Source organism: Nonlabens xiamenensis (genome assembly GCF_003865345.1).
GTDB classification, from domain to species: domain Bacteria; phylum Bacteroidota; class Bacteroidia; order Flavobacteriales; family Flavobacteriaceae; genus Nonlabens; species Nonlabens xiamenensis.
In genome coordinates this window covers 362,501-379,679 of sequence record NZ_RMVE01000004.1, presented here as the reverse complement: position 1 = coordinate 379,679, position 17,179 = coordinate 362,501, and the positions used below count along the sequence as shown (strand labels likewise).

At 41.6% G+C, this 17,179-nt stretch carries 13 protein-coding genes; 8 read left to right on the top strand and 5 right to left on the bottom strand.

Annotation, left to right across the window (positions count from 1 at the left end):
• The first annotated feature begins 111 nt into the window (after nt 1-111).
• The 6 genes from gyrB to EGM47_RS12430 all read left to right on the top strand — a co-directional run bounded on the left by gyrB (nt 112) and on the right by EGM47_RS12430 (nt 11,278).
• A complete protein-coding gene (gyrB, locus tag EGM47_RS12455) occupies nt 112-2,049 on the top strand; it encodes a DNA topoisomerase (ATP-hydrolyzing) subunit B (RefSeq protein ID WP_124981145.1) in 1,938 nt (645 codons plus the stop codon).
• Between the two features lie 79 nt (nt 2,050-2,128).
• Nucleotides 2,129-3,217, top strand: coding sequence for a DUF6588 family protein (locus EGM47_RS12450; protein ID WP_124981144.1), 1,089 nt, complete (start codon nt 2,129-2,131; stop codon nt 3,215-3,217).
• A gap of 323 nt (nt 3,218-3,540) precedes the next feature.
• Nucleotides 3,541-4,464, top strand: coding sequence for a malate dehydrogenase (gene mdh / locus EGM47_RS12445; RefSeq protein ID WP_124981143.1), 924 nt, complete (start codon nt 3,541-3,543; stop codon nt 4,462-4,464).
• 233 nt (nt 4,465-4,697) lie between these two features.
• Nucleotides 4,698-5,258 carry a hypothetical protein gene (locus tag EGM47_RS12440; protein WP_124981142.1) on the top strand — a complete coding sequence of 187 codons (561 nt, stop codon included), beginning with the start codon at nt 4,698-4,700 and terminating at the stop codon, nt 5,256-5,258.
• Nucleotides 5,259-5,392: 134 nt separating this feature from the next.
• A complete protein-coding gene (gene secDF, locus EGM47_RS12435; RefSeq protein WP_124981141.1) occupies nt 5,393-8,452 on the top strand; it encodes a protein translocase subunit SecDF in 3,060 nt (1,019 codons plus the stop codon).
• 168 nt (nt 8,453-8,620) lie between these two features.
• Entirely contained in the window at nt 8,621-11,278 is a 2,658-nt protein-coding gene (locus EGM47_RS12430; protein WP_124981140.1) for a T9SS type B sorting domain-containing protein, read from the top strand.
• A 267-nt stretch (nt 11,279-11,545) separates the two neighbouring features.
• Here EGM47_RS12430 and lgt read toward each other — a convergent pair whose 3' ends face one another.
• Nucleotides 11,546-12,487 (bottom strand): prolipoprotein diacylglyceryl transferase, encoded by a 942-nt coding sequence (gene lgt, locus EGM47_RS12425; protein WP_124981139.1) that lies wholly within the window; start codon nt 12,485-12,487, stop codon nt 11,546-11,548.
• A 55-nt stretch (nt 12,488-12,542) separates the two neighbouring features.
• A complete protein-coding gene (locus EGM47_RS12420) occupies nt 12,543-13,097 on the bottom strand; it encodes a thioredoxin family protein (protein ID WP_124981138.1) in 555 nt (184 codons plus the stop codon).
• A 188-nt stretch (nt 13,098-13,285) separates the two neighbouring features.
• Here EGM47_RS12420 and EGM47_RS12415 point away from each other — a divergent pair, with 188 nt between their 5' ends.
• Together EGM47_RS12415 and EGM47_RS12410 are read left to right on the top strand one after the other, a co-directional pair.
• On the top strand, nt 13,286-13,585 hold the full coding sequence (locus tag EGM47_RS12415) for a phosphoribosylpyrophosphate synthetase (protein WP_124981137.1): 300 nt from the start codon (nt 13,286-13,288) through the stop codon (nt 13,583-13,585).
• Nucleotides 13,585-13,917, top strand: a complete 333-nt coding sequence (locus EGM47_RS12410; RefSeq protein WP_124981136.1) for a tRNA-binding protein — start codon at nt 13,585-13,587, stop codon at nt 13,915-13,917. The genes EGM47_RS12415 and EGM47_RS12410 overlap by 1 nt, the downstream gene beginning before the upstream one ends.
• A 37-nt stretch (nt 13,918-13,954) precedes the next feature.
• On the opposite strand, the gene EGM47_RS16605 is transcribed toward EGM47_RS12410, so the two are convergent.
• The 3 genes from EGM47_RS16605 to EGM47_RS12400 all read right to left on the bottom strand — a co-directional run bounded on the left by EGM47_RS16605 (nt 13,955) and on the right by EGM47_RS12400 (nt 16,922).
• Entirely contained in the window at nt 13,955-14,134 is a 180-nt protein-coding gene (locus tag EGM47_RS16605) for a hypothetical protein (protein WP_317126898.1), read from the bottom strand.
• A gap of 329 nt (nt 14,135-14,463) precedes the next feature.
• Nucleotides 14,464-16,455, bottom strand: a complete 1,992-nt coding sequence (locus EGM47_RS12405) for a M14 metallopeptidase family protein (protein WP_317126897.1) — start codon at nt 16,453-16,455, stop codon at nt 14,464-14,466.
• An 83-nt stretch (nt 16,456-16,538) separates the two neighbouring features.
• On the bottom strand, nt 16,539-16,922 hold the full coding sequence (locus EGM47_RS12400) for a PUR family DNA/RNA-binding protein (RefSeq protein ID WP_124981135.1): 384 nt from the start codon (nt 16,920-16,922) through the stop codon (nt 16,539-16,541).
• Nucleotides 16,923-17,179: the final 257 nt, after the last annotated feature.

Here is a 17,179-nt window from a genome sequence, read left to right as displayed (position 1 = left end):
ATAGTTTGTTAATAACTTAAATAGCGTTTTAATTGCCTGAAGTCCTGTAAACACTATGGCTTTCTTATATTTGTTCATTACGCATATTACAGTAAAAACCACACGCATTTTATGAGCGAAGAAAAGAAGAAAAATTACGGTGCTGATTCGATTCAGGCACTGGAGGGAATGGAGCACGTGCGCATGCGACCATCGATGTATATCGGTGATGTAGGAGTAAGAGGATTGCACCACTTGGTATATGAAGTAGTGGACAACTCCATTGATGAGGCCCTTGCCGGACACTGTGACAATATAGAAGTCACGATTAATAAAGATAATAGTATTACTGTTTCTGATGATGGTCGTGGGATACCAGTGGATCTGCATAAAAAGGAGGGCGTCTCTGCACTAGAGGTTGTTATGACCAAAATAGGTGCAGGAGGTAAATTTGATAAGGATTCCTATAAAGTATCCGGAGGATTACACGGTGTAGGGGTGAGTTGTGTGAACGCGCTTTCCGACCACTTAAAAGCCACAGTTTTCCGTGATGGAAAAATATGGGAGCAAGAATACGAGCGAGGAAAACCCCTCTATCCGGTAAAGGCAGTTGGAGAGACAGACAAAAGAGGAACTGTGGTGACTTTTACCCCAGATCGTTCCATTTTCCAGCAAACTACGGAATATAACTATGAAACTTTAGCCAACAGGTTACGTGAACTCTCCTTCTTAAACAAAGGAATTAAAATCATTATTACGGATGAACGCCGTAAGGATGAGGATGGTAACTTTATTACTGAAACTTTCCAGTCTGAAGAAGGGTTGAAGGAATTTATCCGTTTTTTGGATGATACCCGTCACCCCATTATCGAAGACGTGATATCCATGGAAGGGGAAAAGAATGGAATACCTGTAGAGGTAGCTATGATTTATAATGATAGCTACTCAGAAAATCTTCATTCTTACGTCAACAATATCAATACCCACGAAGGTGGAACACACCTGGCTGGTTTCCGTCGAGGCTTGACAACGACTTTGAAAAAATATGCAGATAGCAGTGGTCTACTGGATAAACTCAAGTTTGATGTGTCTGGGGATGACTTTAGAGAAGGTTTGACCGCCATTATCTCAGTAAAAGTAGCTGAACCACAATTTGAAGGACAGACCAAAACAAAATTGGGAAACAGGGAAGTCACGAGCGCTGTGTCTCAGTCCGTTTCTCAAATGCTAGAAGATTATCTGGAGGAACACCCTAACGATGCAAAAATCATCGTTCAGAAGGTTATACTTGCTGCTCAGGCTAGACATGCTGCCAGAAAGGCGCGTGAAATGGTGCAGCGTAAAACAGTGATGAGCGGAGGTGGATTGCCAGGGAAATTGTCTGACTGTTCTGAAACTGACCCAACACTTTGTGAAGTATTTCTGGTAGAGGGTGATTCTGCAGGAGGAACAGCTAAGCAAGGAAGGGATCGTAATTTCCAAGCTATTCTTCCGCTGCGAGGTAAGATCCTCAATGTAGAAAAGGCCATGCAGCACAAAGTCTTTGAAAATGAAGAAATCCGAAATATCTATACCGCACTGGGAGTGACCGTAGGTACAGAAGAGGATTCAAAAGCACTTAATCTGGATAAGTTGAGATACCACAAGATCGTTATTATGTGTGACGCCGATATCGACGGATCGCATATCGCAACCTTGATCCTGACCTTCTTCTTCCGCTATATGAAGGAATTGGTTGAAAATGGTTATATCTATATCGCTACCCCTCCACTTTATTTAATTAAGAAGGGAGCAAAGAAAAGATATGCTTGGAACGACAAAGAGCGCGATGAGATCGCTGAGAGTTTTGGTGGTGGAGTCAACGTTCAGCGATACAAAGGACTAGGAGAGATGAACGCGGATCAGTTATGGGACACGACCATGAACCCAGAGTTCCGTACCTTGAGACAAGTATCTATTGATAGTATGGCCGAGGCGGATAGAATTTTCTCCATGCTGATGGGCGATGAAGTACCGCCACGTCGGGAGTTTATCGAAAAAAATGCCAAATATGCCAATATTGATGCCTAAATAACAATATTGTTAACCGATTGCAAAACCCTTTGAAATTCAGTTCAAAGGGTTTTTCTTTGAATAAAATCTCCCGATTATGAGAAGTGCTTTTTGTATCGTTTTTGTCTGTTTATGTGGTTGGATGGGAATCGCCCAAAACGGTTTTGCAGATATTCTCGCTGCAGGAATTGAAGCGGCAAATAAATATTCTAACGATTATACCCGACCCGCTGCTGAAGCCTTTACCTTTAATCTGGGGTCTGGTTGGTACGATGATGGACACGCTCTGAAGCCTGGTAAATTTACCATTCAAATAAAAGCACAGGGGACATTTGCGCCCGATGAGAAGAAAAGCTTTTTGCTTTCTCCGCAAGCATATGAACAAATTATTCAAGACAGTTATGACGCGTCTAATAATCCGCCGGGCGATATTTCTGTCACTTTTGGAGATGGAAGCAATCTCCCTCGATTGGTAGCTACCGCTCTAGGCCAAAACGACCCAGATCAGCAATTGGTCATCAGTAGTAGAGACGCTACCACAGGATTGATTATTCAAGAAGATAGGATCACCCTGGCGCAGGGGTTGGGTAGTACTGGTTTAGATATAGTTCCCTCAGTTTTTCTACAGGGAGGTATTGGACTGGGAGCTGGATTGGAATTAAAAGCCAGATTTATTCCAAAAATTCAGACAGATGAAGTAGAAACGGGATTGTATGGCGCTGGATTGCAGTGGGAACTAACCCAATTGATACTTGGAGAACAGGCGGAAAGTTTTCCTGTTGCGGGTTCTGTCCTGGTAGGTTATTCTAGGTTGGATGCGACATACGATTTTGAGGATGGTCTGGTGGTTGATGGAAGTGATCAACGCATCGAGAGCAAGGCCAATAGTTTCAGCTTTGCAGCTATCGCCAGTACTAATTTCAAAGTATTTAATCTTTATGGAGGTTTAAATTATGTGACCGGTACTACTCAGACAGATTTGTTAGGAACTTACACCTTTAGGTCCAGTACCGTATTCTTTCCAGTTGCTGCGACCGTAGAGGATCCGCTATCTATTTCTACAGATGTAAGTGGAGCTCTAGGTACCATTGGTGCCAAACTCACTCTGGGAGCCTTCAATCTTAATGCTGATTTTACTTTTGGAGAATACAGCACGGCCAGTGCATCGCTTTTCTTAAGGATATAAATCCTTCTTTGGCTTATTATCTTATGCTGGATCCTAAAGCCAGAACAGGTGAGATAAAGCGGCATATCACGTTAGCCATCACTCTGCTGCTTCATGTTGAAGTTTTTGGCTGTCATAGCATCGTGCTTTCTTACTAGACACATCTGTAAATTTGAAAAAGTATCGACTGTTAGCAGTAGCTGTTGGATATTGTTTTCGGGTACATTCGGGGTCTTTGCAGACCGTATTTTAAGATCCTTTTACCTAATTAAAAGGCTGTTAATGCTTATTTTTGCCGTAAATCCAAAGTAGGATCTCAACCTAAACCCAAAAATTAAAATCAAATGAAAGTTACCGTAGTAGGAGCAGGTGCTGTAGGCGCCAGTTGTGCAGAGTATATCGCTATTAAAAATTTTGCCAGTGAAGTCGTTTTGCTGGATATCAAAGAAGGTTTTGCCGAAGGGAAAGCCATGGACTTGATGCAAACCGCATCTCTCAATGGTTTTGACACCAAAATTACTGGGGTGACTAATGATTATACCAAGACTGCTGGTAGCGACATTGCAGTAATTACTTCTGGAATTCCGCGTAAGCCTGGAATGACACGCGAGGAGCTGATTGGAATCAATGCAGGGATTGTCAAATCCGTATCTGCCAGTCTAGTGGAACATTCTCCCAATGTCATTTTGATCGTTGTGTCCAATCCAATGGATACCATGACTTACCTGGCACACAAGGAAACTGGCCTTCCTAAAAACAGAATCATCGGAATGGGTGGTGCTTTGGATAGTGCCAGATTTAAGTATCGATTAGCTGAAGCTTTAGAAGCTCCTATTTCTGATGTAGATGGTATGGTCATCGGTGGTCACTCGGATAAAGGAATGGTACCATTGACAAGATTAGCTACCCGTAATTCAGTACCGGCTAGCGAATTTATTTCTGAAGAGAGGTTAGAACAAGTATTACAGGACACGAAAGTCGGAGGAGCCACGCTTACAGGTTTGTTGGGAACAAGTGCTTGGTACGCGCCAGGTGCAGCAGTTTCTGGACTAGTTCAAGCTATAGCCTGCGATCAAAAGAAAATATTCCCTTGTAGCACATTGCTAGACGGAGAATATGGTCTGTCTGATCTTTGCATTGGAGTACCTGTTGTTCTTGGGAAAAATGGAATCGAGAAGGTGGTGGAGATTGAGTTGAGCGATAAAGAAAAGGCAGCAATGCAGGAAAGTGCAGAAGGAGTTAAAGCTACGAATTCACTTCTTCAGTAACTTTTCATAAAATATAACATCTAGCCGCTCTGTAGAGCGGCTTTTTTTATGCTAGTTAGCGGTTTTATTCCCATTTTTTTTCCGCTCAAGGCGAAATCCCATCCTTAGAAACACAACCTGCATTCTTCCTGACAGCAAGTATTTGACAGCCAGTGTACTATTATATGTGTTCGTGATGGTAAACTAAGGCAAGATAAATTGTCCAAAATGGTTTGAAAGTATATATTTGGCGCATGAAGTTGAAATGGTACTTAAGCGCTATGGTCGCTATGATCTCTCTGTGGGTTTTTGACCTGCAGCGAGAGGATATACCAAATCAGCAAATCCAGTGGTCAGATGCTGGCATCCAGCAAGATGAACAGAACCCACCAGAGCACCTGGATCAGATTACACGATTGCTGGTCAAAGTAGGGGCTACCGATGTGAAAGCCCATTGGGTTGAAGGCCGTTGGTCAATAACCTATTACATCGACCTGAGTCCGATGAGTATTCAGGAGTTGTTAGATACTAACTGGGGCTCTGAAAACAAGAAGGATTTAGATCTTGCGGTGACCTCGATTGGCGCACCGAAAAGTAGCGATATTGGCATGGATGGAAAATCCATTGTCGAGGCCAAACAGGATCTTCAGCGTGCCACTGATCTTAAATACAATTCCGGAACACAATCCTATACCCAGGATCTGTCCTGTGGATATTCTTTCTTTTCGCTTCAAGCGATAGGTACCACAGAATTCTCTTTGGAGCGAAGGCTTCAAGAAGTTCCCGAGACTCGTGCAGGACCTCGCGTGGTTTAATATTGTCTATAGCTGGATCAATGCCTAAACTCTTATTGGCAGGATTTTTCCAGCGCATCATTTTAACATCAACATTTACAATTACAGGAAGTCACAAAGACTTGCTGATTATATTTTAATTTAAATCCAATAACATGCAAAATAAAGGATTGATCAGATTTTTTGCGATCATTTTTGCTTTGGTAAGTATCTACCAACTTACCTATACATTTATCACCAACAAGGTAGAAAGCGATGCAGAGATATTTGCCTCTAGCTTAATCAGTGAAGATGCTGAAAATTCGGCTTTACTAAGGGACGATGCCCGTAAAAGATACCTGGATAGTTTAGGAGGTTCTGATGTCTGGGGAGGTTTTACCACCTATGATGACGCCAAGGAACAAGAGCTTAAGAAAGGTCTTGACCTTAAAGGTGGAATTAATGTAATTCTTCAAATATCCGTACGTGACCTGTTGATCGGTATGGCAGATGGCTCAACGGATGGAGACTTCCGCCGGGCATTAGACGCTGCAGATGAACGTATCAAAGATGGCCAGGATGACTACTTTGACTACTTCATTGAAGAGTTTAATCAGATTGAGGGAGCTAGACTTGCCTCTCCGGATATTTTTGCCAACCAGGAAATGGCGGCTGTAAATATCGAATATGATATGAGTAATGATGAAGTAGCCGGTAAACTTCGTTCCGAGTTAAAAGACTACATGTCCAGTGCTTTTGAAGTTTTAAGAAAGCGTATTGACCAGTTCGGAACGACCCAACCGAATATCCAACAACTCGGTACTTCTGGGCGAATTCTCATCGAGTTACCAGGTGAAACAGACGTCAAACGTATCAGAGATATCTTAACCAAATCTGCTCAACTTGAGTTCTGGCACGTATACAAGGCACAGGAAATTGCTCCTTATTTGAGCGCAGCCGATAGTTACTGGGCTGAGAAAATTGCTGCCAACATCGAGCAGGCCACAGCAGGTGCAACAACTGAGGTCGAAGGCGAGGAGGTTGCTCAGGATTCTACTGAAACAGGAATTTCTGATCTTTTGAACAACGACAATAGCATAGAAGAAGATGTTGAAGAAGTATTGGGCGGCAATGATACCAATCCTATCTTCTCAAGAATGTATCAGTCCCCTATGGGGGCTTTAGCTGCGTTTAAGGCAGATGATATGGACCTAATCATGGGATACTTAAATGATCCACAGACCAGGACAAGATTAGCTCCAGAACAGCGTAATGTGAAATTTGCTTGGGGATTGCCTGTTTTTAACGAAAGCGTAGGCGCTGAAATCGTTGACTTATATGCTTTAAAAGGGAATGTTCAAAATGAACCACCACTATCTGGTGGAGTGATCACTGATGCAGCACAAGATTTCAATGCCAATGCAGAGCCTATCGTAACCATGGCAATGAATGGTGAAGGTGCGCGTATTTGGGAAGAGATGACTGGTTATGCGGCTACCAATGGAACTCAGGTTTCAGTTGTATTGGACAATACGGTGTATAGCGCACCAACTGCCAGGCAAGCAATTTCTGGTGGTCGTACTGAGATTTCTGGAAGCTTTACGGTAGATGAGGCCAAGGATCTGGCCACTGTCTTAAAAGCGGGGAAACTTCCTGCAAGTGCTGAAATTATTCAAAGTGACGTAATCGGACCATCTTTAGGGCAAGAAGCTATTAATAGTGGTTTGTGGTCATTTGCCATTGCTTTGGTGCTGGTATTGATCTGGATGATATTCTATTACGGTAGGGCTGGTTTCTATGCAGATATTGCCTTATTGGTGAACATCCTGTTTATTTTTGGTGCACTTGCCTCTCTGAAGGCTGTATTAACTTTACCAGGTATTGCAGGTATCGTTTTGACGATTGGTATTTCTGTAGATGCCAACGTTCTTATCTTTGAGCGTATACGAGAAGAATTAGCCAAAGGAAAATCTCAGGCAGATAGCATTAGAGATGGTTTCAACAATGCTTTGAGTTCAATTCTTGACGCCAACATTACGACCTTTCTTACCGCTTTGATCCTATATATATTTGGTACAGGTCCGATCCAAGGATTTGCGACCACATTAATGATCGGTATTCTTACTTCTTTGTTTACGGCCATCTTTATCACGAGATTATTCATTGATGGGTATGGTAAAAATGGAAAGTCTTTGATGTTTGCTACCGCGGTGACTAAAAACTGGTTCAGGAATGTCAACATTGATTTCCTGAAAAAGCGTAAGGTGGCTTACATTATTTCTGGATTACTTATTGCCGTGAGTTTGACCTCCTTGGCGATTAATAAATTGAATTTAGGAATTGACTTTACTGGAGGTCGTACAGCTATTGTAGGTTTTCAAGAGCCAGTGAATGCGACCGAAGTAACTAAGCTGTTAAGTGCAGACGATATCTTTGGTAGTGCAGAAGCCAAAACATATGGTGCCGACAATCAATTGAAGATCAGTACTAAGTACGGTATTGATCGCGACGATAGTGTGGTGAGTCAGGAAATTGAAGATAAACTTTATCAGGTGCTTCAACCTTATTTGCCAGAAGGAATGACCCAAGCCGAGTTTGCTGATATCAGTGATGAAAACAAACAATATGGATTGAGATCCTCCTTCCAGGTAGGGGCTACCATTGCAGATGACATACTTACTGGATCGCTTTACGCCATCATGGGATCCTTGATCGTGGTATTCCTTTATATCCTTTTCCGTTTCCGGAAATGGCAATTCTCATTGGGTGCTGTTGCAGCTGTGTTCCACGATGTAATCATTGTTTTAGGAGCCTTCTCGTTACTTTACAAGGTTCTTCCTTTTAATATGGAAATTGACCAGGCATTTATAGCAGCGATACTTACGGTAATCGGTTACTCCCTGAATGATACCGTGGTTGTGTTTGATAGGATACGTGAGTTTATCAACGAGCGTACCAACTGGAATTTCCCTCGTACAGTAAATGCTGCCATCAGCAGTACCATCTCTCGTACGTTGAATACCTCTTTGACTACTTTAATCGTATTGTTGGCTATATTTATATTTGGTGGTGAATCCATTCAAGGCTTTATGCTCGCATTGATCATAGGTGTGTTGGTGGGAACCTATTCTTCTGTTTTCATCGCAACTCCAGTGATGTACGATACTATGAATAAGTCCAAAGGAAAGATTGCGCCAAAGCCGGTTAAAGAAGATTCAAAATCAGATCAAGTGTAATTATAAACGGTATAATAACCTTTAGACCGCTCATTGTATAATGGGCGGTTTTTTTTATCCTTATTTCTGATGATTTCAGCGTTTTAAGACTGGAAGTTCTATACTTAATATTTCTTTTTCACTATTTTGCATATCCAAATCCGGTCACAAACCAAACTATTCTTCATTATGAAAAAACTTTTATTTCTTTTATTTTTTTCGGTCGTAGTTATTTCCCAAGCTCAGGAATTTACCATGGACGACGGGTCTTTTGTTACTTGTAGTGGTAGTTTTACCGACTCTGGTGGACTATCTGCCAACTATGATAACGGCGAGCAATCAGTGATCACTTTCTGCTCACCATTTGCTACCGATGATATGTTAATCACTTTTAATAGTTTTCAACTCGGTACCGGAGATATATTGCTTGTGTATGATGCTGATAATGCTAACGGCGCACCATCAGGCGTTTTCCTGGGGACAAATTCACCAGGTACCATACAAGCTTCAGCGGCTAATACTTCTGGATGTTTGACGTTTAGATTTATCTCAGACAGTTCCAATACGGCTGCAGGTTGGGAAGCGACGGTAGCTTGTTTTGATAGTTGTCAAACAATTACTACTAACGTGACAACTATGCCCGCTTTGGATCCAGATGGCATTTTGAGGGTTTGTCAAGGTGAAGTAATTGATTTCACTGGATCAGCCGCTTTTTCAGTGGATGGAACAGGCAGTACCTTTAAATTTATACTACCCGATGGAACTGAATCCATGGGTAATACACTGACTCAGACATTAAATACGCCTGGAATCTATAGATATGACTTTGTTGCGACTGCGCCTGATGGATGTCGGGACCGTTCATTAGAAGACGTTGTTGTACAGGTCTCAACAACTCCTGATTTTACCGGAACTGAGGCGGTTGAATCTAGTATTTGCTTTGGAGAAACCGTTGATATTGTAGGAGCGGTTACTGCCACAGAGTTTGTGGCTGAAGTAGCTCCACCAGTTTCTGGACAGACCTTCTTGCCAGATGATAACGGGACTACTTTTTATGAAACTTGTATTGATGTACAAGGTTTTGCACCCGGGGCAACTTTACAAAATCCTTCAGATCTTGTTAGTGTTTTTATTGATATAGAACACAGTTTTCTTGGGGATTTAGATATTGTACTCATTGCACCCAACGGAGCTACCTTAGATCTTAAGACGGGAGTATTTGCAGGCGGAGGAACCTTCTTGGGGATACCCATTGATGTGGATACGGACTTGAGCCCTGGGGTCGGATTTGTTTATAATTTTACTGAAGGCCCTTCAGCTACACAAACCTTTGTTCAGGCTGCGGCAACCAATGCTACATTACCGGCGGGTGATTATCTGGCAGAACAACCGTTTTCCAACCTTATAGGTACCTCTCTCAATGGATTGTGGTGTCTTAGAGTAACTGACAACCTTTCGAGTGATAACGGTTATATTTTTGAATGGGGGCTGAACTTCAACCCCTCAATCGTTCCGGTCGCTGAGCGTTACACACCTGGGGAGGTTTCCGAAGCATGGACAGCCAATGCGGACATCATCGCGACCAATGGAAACACTATTACCGTACAGCCGCCTGCTGCTGGTCAACATTGCTATGACTTTGTGTTTATGGATAGCTTCGGTTGTTCGTACGTAGAAACGGTTTGTATTGATGTGAATGAAGAAATTGTTCCAGCTGTTCCAGATGATATTATTGTTTGTCAAACCTCAGGTACTGCTCAGGTAGATTTGACGAGTAGAAACGATCAAATCCTCAATGGACTTGATCCGACTGCATATACATTGACAATTTATGAAAACCAGGCCGATGCTAATGATGGAGTCAATCCCATTGCAGGAAGTACCAGTTATACGGTGACAACCGATCAGTCTGTGTTCGTACGTGTTCAAAGCAATAATGCTGACTGTTTTGAGGTCCAAACTTTAAATATTACCTATTCCACCGCTCAAGCTAATACAGCGTCCACATTGGAATTATGTGATGACCCAAGTGGGGACTTGGTAGAGATGTTTGATCTAACCTTGGCCGAATCTGAAATTTTAGGCGGGCAAGATCCCAACGATTTTGTGGTAAGCTACTACAATAATCTAACTGACGCACAGACGCCAGCCAATCCAATTTCTACTCCCACTTCCTATTCTGCTGGACCTACAGAGACAATATTTGTTAGAGTGGAAAACGCGGCAGATTCAGATTGTTTTGATACCAGTTCTTTTGAAATTGCTGTCTTGGATGCTCCTAGAATCGGTGTAGCTGATGACCTGACGGAATGCGATGATGCGCCGTTGGACAATGCTGCTGCTGTTGATTTTTCCGTGAATGATTCAGCAGTATTGGACGGACAATCTCCTAATGACTTCAGTATAACTTACCATGCCAGTCTCTCTGAGGCAGAAATGGGAACCAATCCGTTGACAGCAGGAGCAACTGCAAGCGCAGGAACCATTTACGCCAGATTGGAAAGCAATGCCACTGGATGTTTTGAAACTACGAGCTTTGAATTGATCATCGAGACTTGTGAAGTAATGATGCCTGAAGGTTTCTCTCCCAACGATGATGGTATTAACGATACCTTCCGAATTCCTAATATTGAACAATTTGATAATTTTGAATTAAAAATCTTCAATAGATATGGAAACATTGTGTACGAAACCAATTCCAGCAATTACGTCGAATTTGCAGGTATACCTAATGCTGGACTAGGTTCAGGAGATGGATTATTACCTGTCGGGACTTATTTCTACACGCTTAAATTTAATGACCCAGATCAAGAAGATTTGGCCAGATGGGTATACATCAATTATTAATGTGATCATCATCCTACAATTAAAAATCCCGGCCATTTGGTCGGGATTTTTTTTGCTGTAATCTCAAGGTCAAAAGATCGATCAAGTGAAGTATTGTCAATCCATTCAATCAGCTTAATGCATCCGTTTTGTTCGCTTTCGCGAAAGCGCTAAGATCATCAATTGAATATTCGGTGGACAAGGATTATTAAAAAACATACCTGTCAATCATAGCTGATCGAATGAAAGCTGGTTTCTACGGACGAGTCTATTTGGCTAGAGCTCTTATCAATCTGCACTTTTCTTATTAAACATTCCTTCTGGACGGAACATCAGGAACAATCCTAGTAAAACAAAAGGTATACTTAATAGTTGCCCTGTATTCAATGCACCACCAAAAAAGCTATCAGCCTCGGTTTGGGGGGCTTTAACAAATTCAATAAAAAATCTTACCGTGAATAACAAAACAAAGAACAAGCCTAATAGATAACCCAATTTCTTTGATTTATCCGTTTTCCAATACACCAGATACAATGCGATAAAAACAAAAATATAACAGATCGCCTCATAGAGCTGGGCTGGGTGTTTGTAAGGAATACTAGCTAAAAGATCGGCATAAGCAGGATTCTCTACTAAGGCATCAATGGCCTTGTCGGTATCTTGAATGCCAGTTTGTTGAATAGCCATCCTCACTTGTTTATCTCCTGTATCCCTCACAAATTTAAAACCGGTAAAGGCATCGGTGTTTTTACCATTGATCTCGCTGTTCATCAAGTTTCCTAGTCGTACAAAAGTTCCACCTATGGCTGTAGGAATTACGATACGGTCCAAGATCCATAGCATATTTTTTTTGAGATGCTTGCGACTGTAATAAAACATGGCGATAATAATACCGATCGCTGCACCATGACTCGCCATACCAGCAAAGCCAGTCCATTCAAAAGGATCCAGTCTAAAAGGTAGAAAAACATGAAGAGGATCGGTCCAAAAAGTAGATGGCTCATAAAACAAATAATGTCCTAATCGAGCACCAACTAAACAACCGATAACGGTGAACATAAATAAGGGATCCAACTTCTCTTTATCTACACCTTCTCTTTTGAAGATAGGTTTCATGATGTACCAGCCTAAAATAAAAGCAATGATGTACGATAGACTATAAAAATGAATGGTGAACATTCCCAGGTCTAAACCTTCTATGGGATTCCAGATCACTTTGAGTGAAAACATATCAAATTGGATTTGCTGCTAAATTACTGTTTATCCCTGAAAACTACCACAGCTTTTATTTCCATTTGATATTGCAACCCATACTGGGTTTTTGGATTTTGGGTACTGGCTTATTTCCTAAGATGGCGTCCATAGCCTCTCTCAGAGATCTACCAGTAAGTGGTATACCGTTTCCCGGCCTGCTGTCATCCAATTGCCCTCTGTACACTAGTTTTGATTCACCATCAAATAAGAACAGGTCAGGTGTACATGCCGCATCATAAGCTTTGGCTACTTCTTGAGTGGCATCATATAGGTAAAGAAAAGGATAATTTTGTTCGTCTGCATGTTGTTTCATATAGGACGGACCATCCTGTGGGTATTTAATGATATCGTTACTGGAAACGGCTACAAAACCAAATCCGGTGACCCGATAGTCATTGGCCACACGAACAAGCTCTTCGTTGACGTGCAGTACATACGGGCAATGGTTGCATAGAAACATGATAACTGTGCCTTTTCTACCTTTCAATTGGTTAAGTGATTTCAGATCACCACTTACAGTATCTAATAATTCAAAATCTGGGGCTGATGTGCCCAAATCAATCATATTGGATGGAGTCAATGCCATATTTTTTTCTTTTATTCCCGATATAGTTCTTGTTGTTAGTCCTTCAAATAATGTTTTCGTTACAACATGTAGACTTGTTATCAACTCCTGGGAATTGCCAGACAATTCTCTAAAACGCTAAACTTGTTTTAAACAGCCCTGGCAAGCCGAGACGATTCGTTATCTTGAATTCAAATTGACATGATACCATGAAAAAAGCATATGACACCCTTTCTGAGGCAGTAGGTGATCTACAGAAAGCCGGATATACAGTAAATTTTGATTTAGTTGAAAATGGAGTCCATTCAAAGGACCTTCAGCAGGATTGGAAAGCGGGCGAACTCACTGTAGATAAATTTTACAGGTTTGAGGGAATGAGTAGTACAGGGGACAATACCATCTTGTACGCTATTTCTTGTGAGTCTGGAGAGAAGGGATTACTAGTAGATGCTTACGGCGCCGATGAGTATATTTCTCCAGAAATGATCAAGAAACTCAAGATGCCTTAATGGAAATCAATTGGTCCGATTTCCAGAAAATTGATATGCGCGTGGGGACTGTCATTACTGTTGGTGATTTTCCTGAAGCCCATAACCCGTCTTATCAATTACAGATTGATTTCGGAGTCCTGGGTGTAAAAAAAACCAGTGCCCAAATCACCCAAGGTTACAACAAAAAAGATCTTGTGGGCAAGCAAGTGATTGCCGTAGTTAACCTTCCAAAGAAACAGATTGCCAATTTTATCAGTGAATGTCTACTATTAGGCATACTCGGAGAAAATAAGGATGTGATTCTTCTACAGCCAGAAAGTGAGGCCGAAAATGGTGATCGCATAGGTTGATTGGTCTTTAAGCTATGCACTTGAACGCTACAGCCGATTACATTTCTTTGGCAAAGAAAATAGCGTTCATCAATAACTTGTTGGTGCCATACCAAAAGGCCCTAAATTGGGTGTTATCTGTAAATCCAATTACTTCACCTCGGCCATAGTTATTATGTTGGAATGGAACGCTACCCTTGAGGGCTTGTAAGTTAATATCGGAAATGTATCCGCTCATCAATGGTGATTCTGTATACCGTATAGGATTTTTAAAAGAACTATCATCCGCTTCTATAAACAGCTCTGTATTTCTAAATAAAGGTAATTTGTCATCTTTATAACCAAATGCGATGGGATGAGAACGATCCAGTTTGGATTCAAATATGGCACCGCCGATATTTAGGGCACCGTAAAAATCACTTCGTTGTTCAAAACTGATGTTTTTTGCAGGGTTCTCCGTTTTCTTGAAGGTCAGGGGTAGTAATTTAGAATTACTTAGCCACCTCAGGGCGCTGCGATAACCGATTAATGTACCACCTTGGCGCGTCCAGGTCTTTAACTGATCGACTACCTCATTTTCTGGGCTGCCGTAGCGGGAACTACTATAGTAGTGTATTTATTCAAGTCCTTTCTATTGATATCCTGGAGGTCAATTTTTGTGATCGGAATCTGGTAACGTTGATCCATTAAATGCCAGATTTCTCCCGCGTCATACGGATTTATTCCTTCCCCAATTAATACTGCGATTTTAGGTAATTCCAACGCCCTGAATTGGCGGGAGCCTAAATCAATACCTGAAGTCAATCCAGTTGGAGCAGCTTCAAAATTTATATTAAACCTCTTGGATAAATTCTTCAAAAACACCTCCAACTCTTCCGCATTCTTTTCCTGATTCATGACGGGAATAAGAATGGTACCATAGTCATAATTTCTATCACTCAAACCAAAAGGTTGCATGGCCACCTTAGCGCGAATGCCTTCTGACAATATCTGATACAGCGCTGCAGGAGCATAGTAGTCATTATATCTTAATAAGTAGGCAAAATCAGATTTTTCAACCCGTGGACTCTCTTCCATATCACTCATTGAACCAGCTAAATCCAAGGAACCTTGTTCTTCAAAATCCATATCAAAGGCTAATGGCAATGTCCAGGCGCTGATATCATAGAATAAACTATCCTGAAATTCAGTGCGTTTTTCAAACATGGCTTGAAGCAATCTGCTGTTTTTTTGATTTTTAGGCACCATAAAAGCATAGCCTTTTTTAAAAAGCTTCCCATTCTTTGTGAAGTCCTGGTTTACTGGTTTCAACTTGATTTGGTGACGGCTCAATATGTCAGCCAGAGCTTTGGTGCGGTTGGCGTCAGTAGCGTCTCCAAAAATGTATGCATCTTTCCCAGCTTCCTTGCGTGCGTTGGTATAAAAATCCTTTTGGTAGTTCAAAAGCTCTGCCCTCATGCCTTGGGCTGCCTCCAGCGTACTTAAAGCTGCGGTAAACTGATTTTTTATGGTAAAGGGAAATGTCAAGATACCATTTTCTGATTCCTGAGCATGTCCTCGCGAACTTGCCTGTTCAAATAGTATTCCGACGGAGCCATTGATATCTGGAAAGGTGGATCCCTTACCGTAGTAAAAATCGTCGTAGCTTTCTTCGGTATAGTACAGTGAACCAATTTTATCAAATGCTCGTGCATGGTATTCACCAATCCTTCTCGTTAGTTCCTGATTCATTTTTGGAGTCAGAGGATGGGTACGTGAGGGGATTCCTGGTTGAAAAAAGAAGGTAGCATTGGTTCCCATCTCGTGGTGATCGGTTAGGATGTTAGGCAGCCATTTGTGGAAGGTCGCAATTCGGGCCTGGGATTCTGGTAATTGTGCTGGTAACCAGTCTCTATTCATATCAAACCAATAGTGATTGGTGCGTCCACCAGGCCAAACTTCATCATATTCTCTGTCATAATTATCAGGATTGACCAAATCGCTTTTATGTTGATTGACCCAACCCGCAAATCGCTGTAGGCCATCTGGGTTGAGACTTGGGTCTAGAAGAATGACTGTGTTGTTTAAAAGAGATTCAATTTCTGGTCCTTCGGCGGCAGCCAAATGATAGGCCAAGATTAACGCAGCATTCGATCCGCTGGGTTCGTTGCCATGTATAGAAAATCCCTGATAGACCACAATAGGCGCAGTGGAATTGTCAATTTGATCTGAAGTAGTGTTTTTGAGGTGATTGGTGCGTATTTCTTCCAGATTCCTGAGATTGGAAGGGCTTGATATGGTCAACAGGTAAAGACCGCGATCTTCATATGTTTTTCCACGGTTTTCAATCTGAATACGATCAGAGGCTACGGAAAGGGCTTTCATGTACTCTATGAGTTTATCATGGGAAACGTGCCATTTTCCAGGGACAAAGCCAATGATATCTTCTGGAAGAGGTATTTGATCGTTGTAGCTGGTGTTTGCGGGTAGGTAATCCTGCATGGCGGGATCAAGTTGGACCTGCGCGAGTACAGGAAGTAAGTTTAAAGAAAACAATAAAAACGCCAAGTGCTTTTTCATATCCATACAATTCAAGAATAGGGAAGTTACAAATAAAAAAGCCTTTCGTTGAGAAAGGCTAGGAGTTGAGACAATCGAGGGTTTTAAATATCCTCAAAATTTACGTTGGTAAAACTTGCGGGATGGTTTGGCTCTGCAGCGTCATCATCGGCAGATCGATTCTCTTCCTTTTTGAAATCAGATTGGTGACGGTCAGAAATAACTTCGTCCCCTTTCTTATCAATGATATAGTCGGTGACTTCCTTCAATGTCTCTCCAAATTCCTGAAAATCTTCTTTATAAAGGTAGATTTTGTGTTTCTTAAAATGGAAACTACCGTCGTCGTTTGTGAATTTTTTACTTTCCGTTATGGTCAGATAGTAATCATCTGCTTTGGTGGAACGTACATCAAAAAAATAGGTACGTCTTCCAGCGCGCACCACTTTTGAATATATCTCTTCTTGGTCTTTGTAATCTCTATCGCTCATGTTCAATATGTGGGGTTAGGCGACCAAAAATAGAAAAAAATGTCAAATGTGAAAGCTTATGCTTTGGTAATTGCATAATCCTAGCTCCAGATTAAATCACTACATCACATCCATTATCATTCAGGAGCTCGGACTTTTATGTTTCAAAAAAACGCTGGATATCATCTGATTAAGGGGGTAAAGCCTTGATGGTCTTGTGGATATGGGTAAGTGGTAGGTTGGTTCAATATTGTATTTTTGCCAACTTCACCAGAATA

Excerpts from the sequence above, each read along its gene's own strand:
- gyrB (WP_124981145.1), top strand. The coding sequence starts at position 112 with ATGAGCGAAGAAAAGAAGAAAAATTACGGTGCTGATTCGATTCAGGCA.
- EGM47_RS12420 (WP_124981138.1), bottom strand. The coding sequence starts at position 13,097 with ATGGCATTGACTCCATCCAATATGATTGATTTGGGCACATCAGCCCCA.
- mdh (WP_124981143.1), top strand. The coding sequence starts at position 3,541 with ATGAAAGTTACCGTAGTAGGAGCAGGTGCTGTAGGCGCCAGTTGTGCA.
- secDF (WP_124981141.1), top strand. The coding sequence starts at position 5,393 with ATGCAAAATAAAGGATTGATCAGATTTTTTGCGATCATTTTTGCTTTG.
- EGM47_RS16605 (WP_317126898.1), bottom strand. The coding sequence starts at position 14,134 with ATGAGCGGATACATTTCCGATATTAACTTACAAGCCCTCAAGGGTAGC.
- EGM47_RS12405 (WP_317126897.1), bottom strand. The coding sequence starts at position 16,455 with ATGAAAAAGCACTTGGCGTTTTTATTGTTTTCTTTAAACTTACTTCCT.
- EGM47_RS12440 (WP_124981142.1), top strand. The coding sequence starts at position 4,698 with ATGAAGTTGAAATGGTACTTAAGCGCTATGGTCGCTATGATCTCTCTG.
- EGM47_RS12410 (WP_124981136.1), top strand. The coding sequence starts at position 13,585 with ATGGAAATCAATTGGTCCGATTTCCAGAAAATTGATATGCGCGTGGGG.
- EGM47_RS12400 (WP_124981135.1), bottom strand. The coding sequence starts at position 16,922 with ATGAGCGATAGAGATTACAAAGACCAAGAAGAGATATATTCAAAAGTG.
- EGM47_RS12430 (WP_124981140.1), top strand. The coding sequence starts at position 8,621 with ATGAAAAAACTTTTATTTCTTTTATTTTTTTCGGTCGTAGTTATTTCC.
- lgt (WP_124981139.1), bottom strand. The coding sequence starts at position 12,487 with ATGTTTTCACTCAAAGTGATCTGGAATCCCATAGAAGGTTTAGACCTG.
- EGM47_RS12450 (WP_124981144.1), top strand. The coding sequence starts at position 2,129 with ATGAGAAGTGCTTTTTGTATCGTTTTTGTCTGTTTATGTGGTTGGATG.
- EGM47_RS12415 (WP_124981137.1), top strand. The coding sequence starts at position 13,286 with ATGAAAAAAGCATATGACACCCTTTCTGAGGCAGTAGGTGATCTACAG.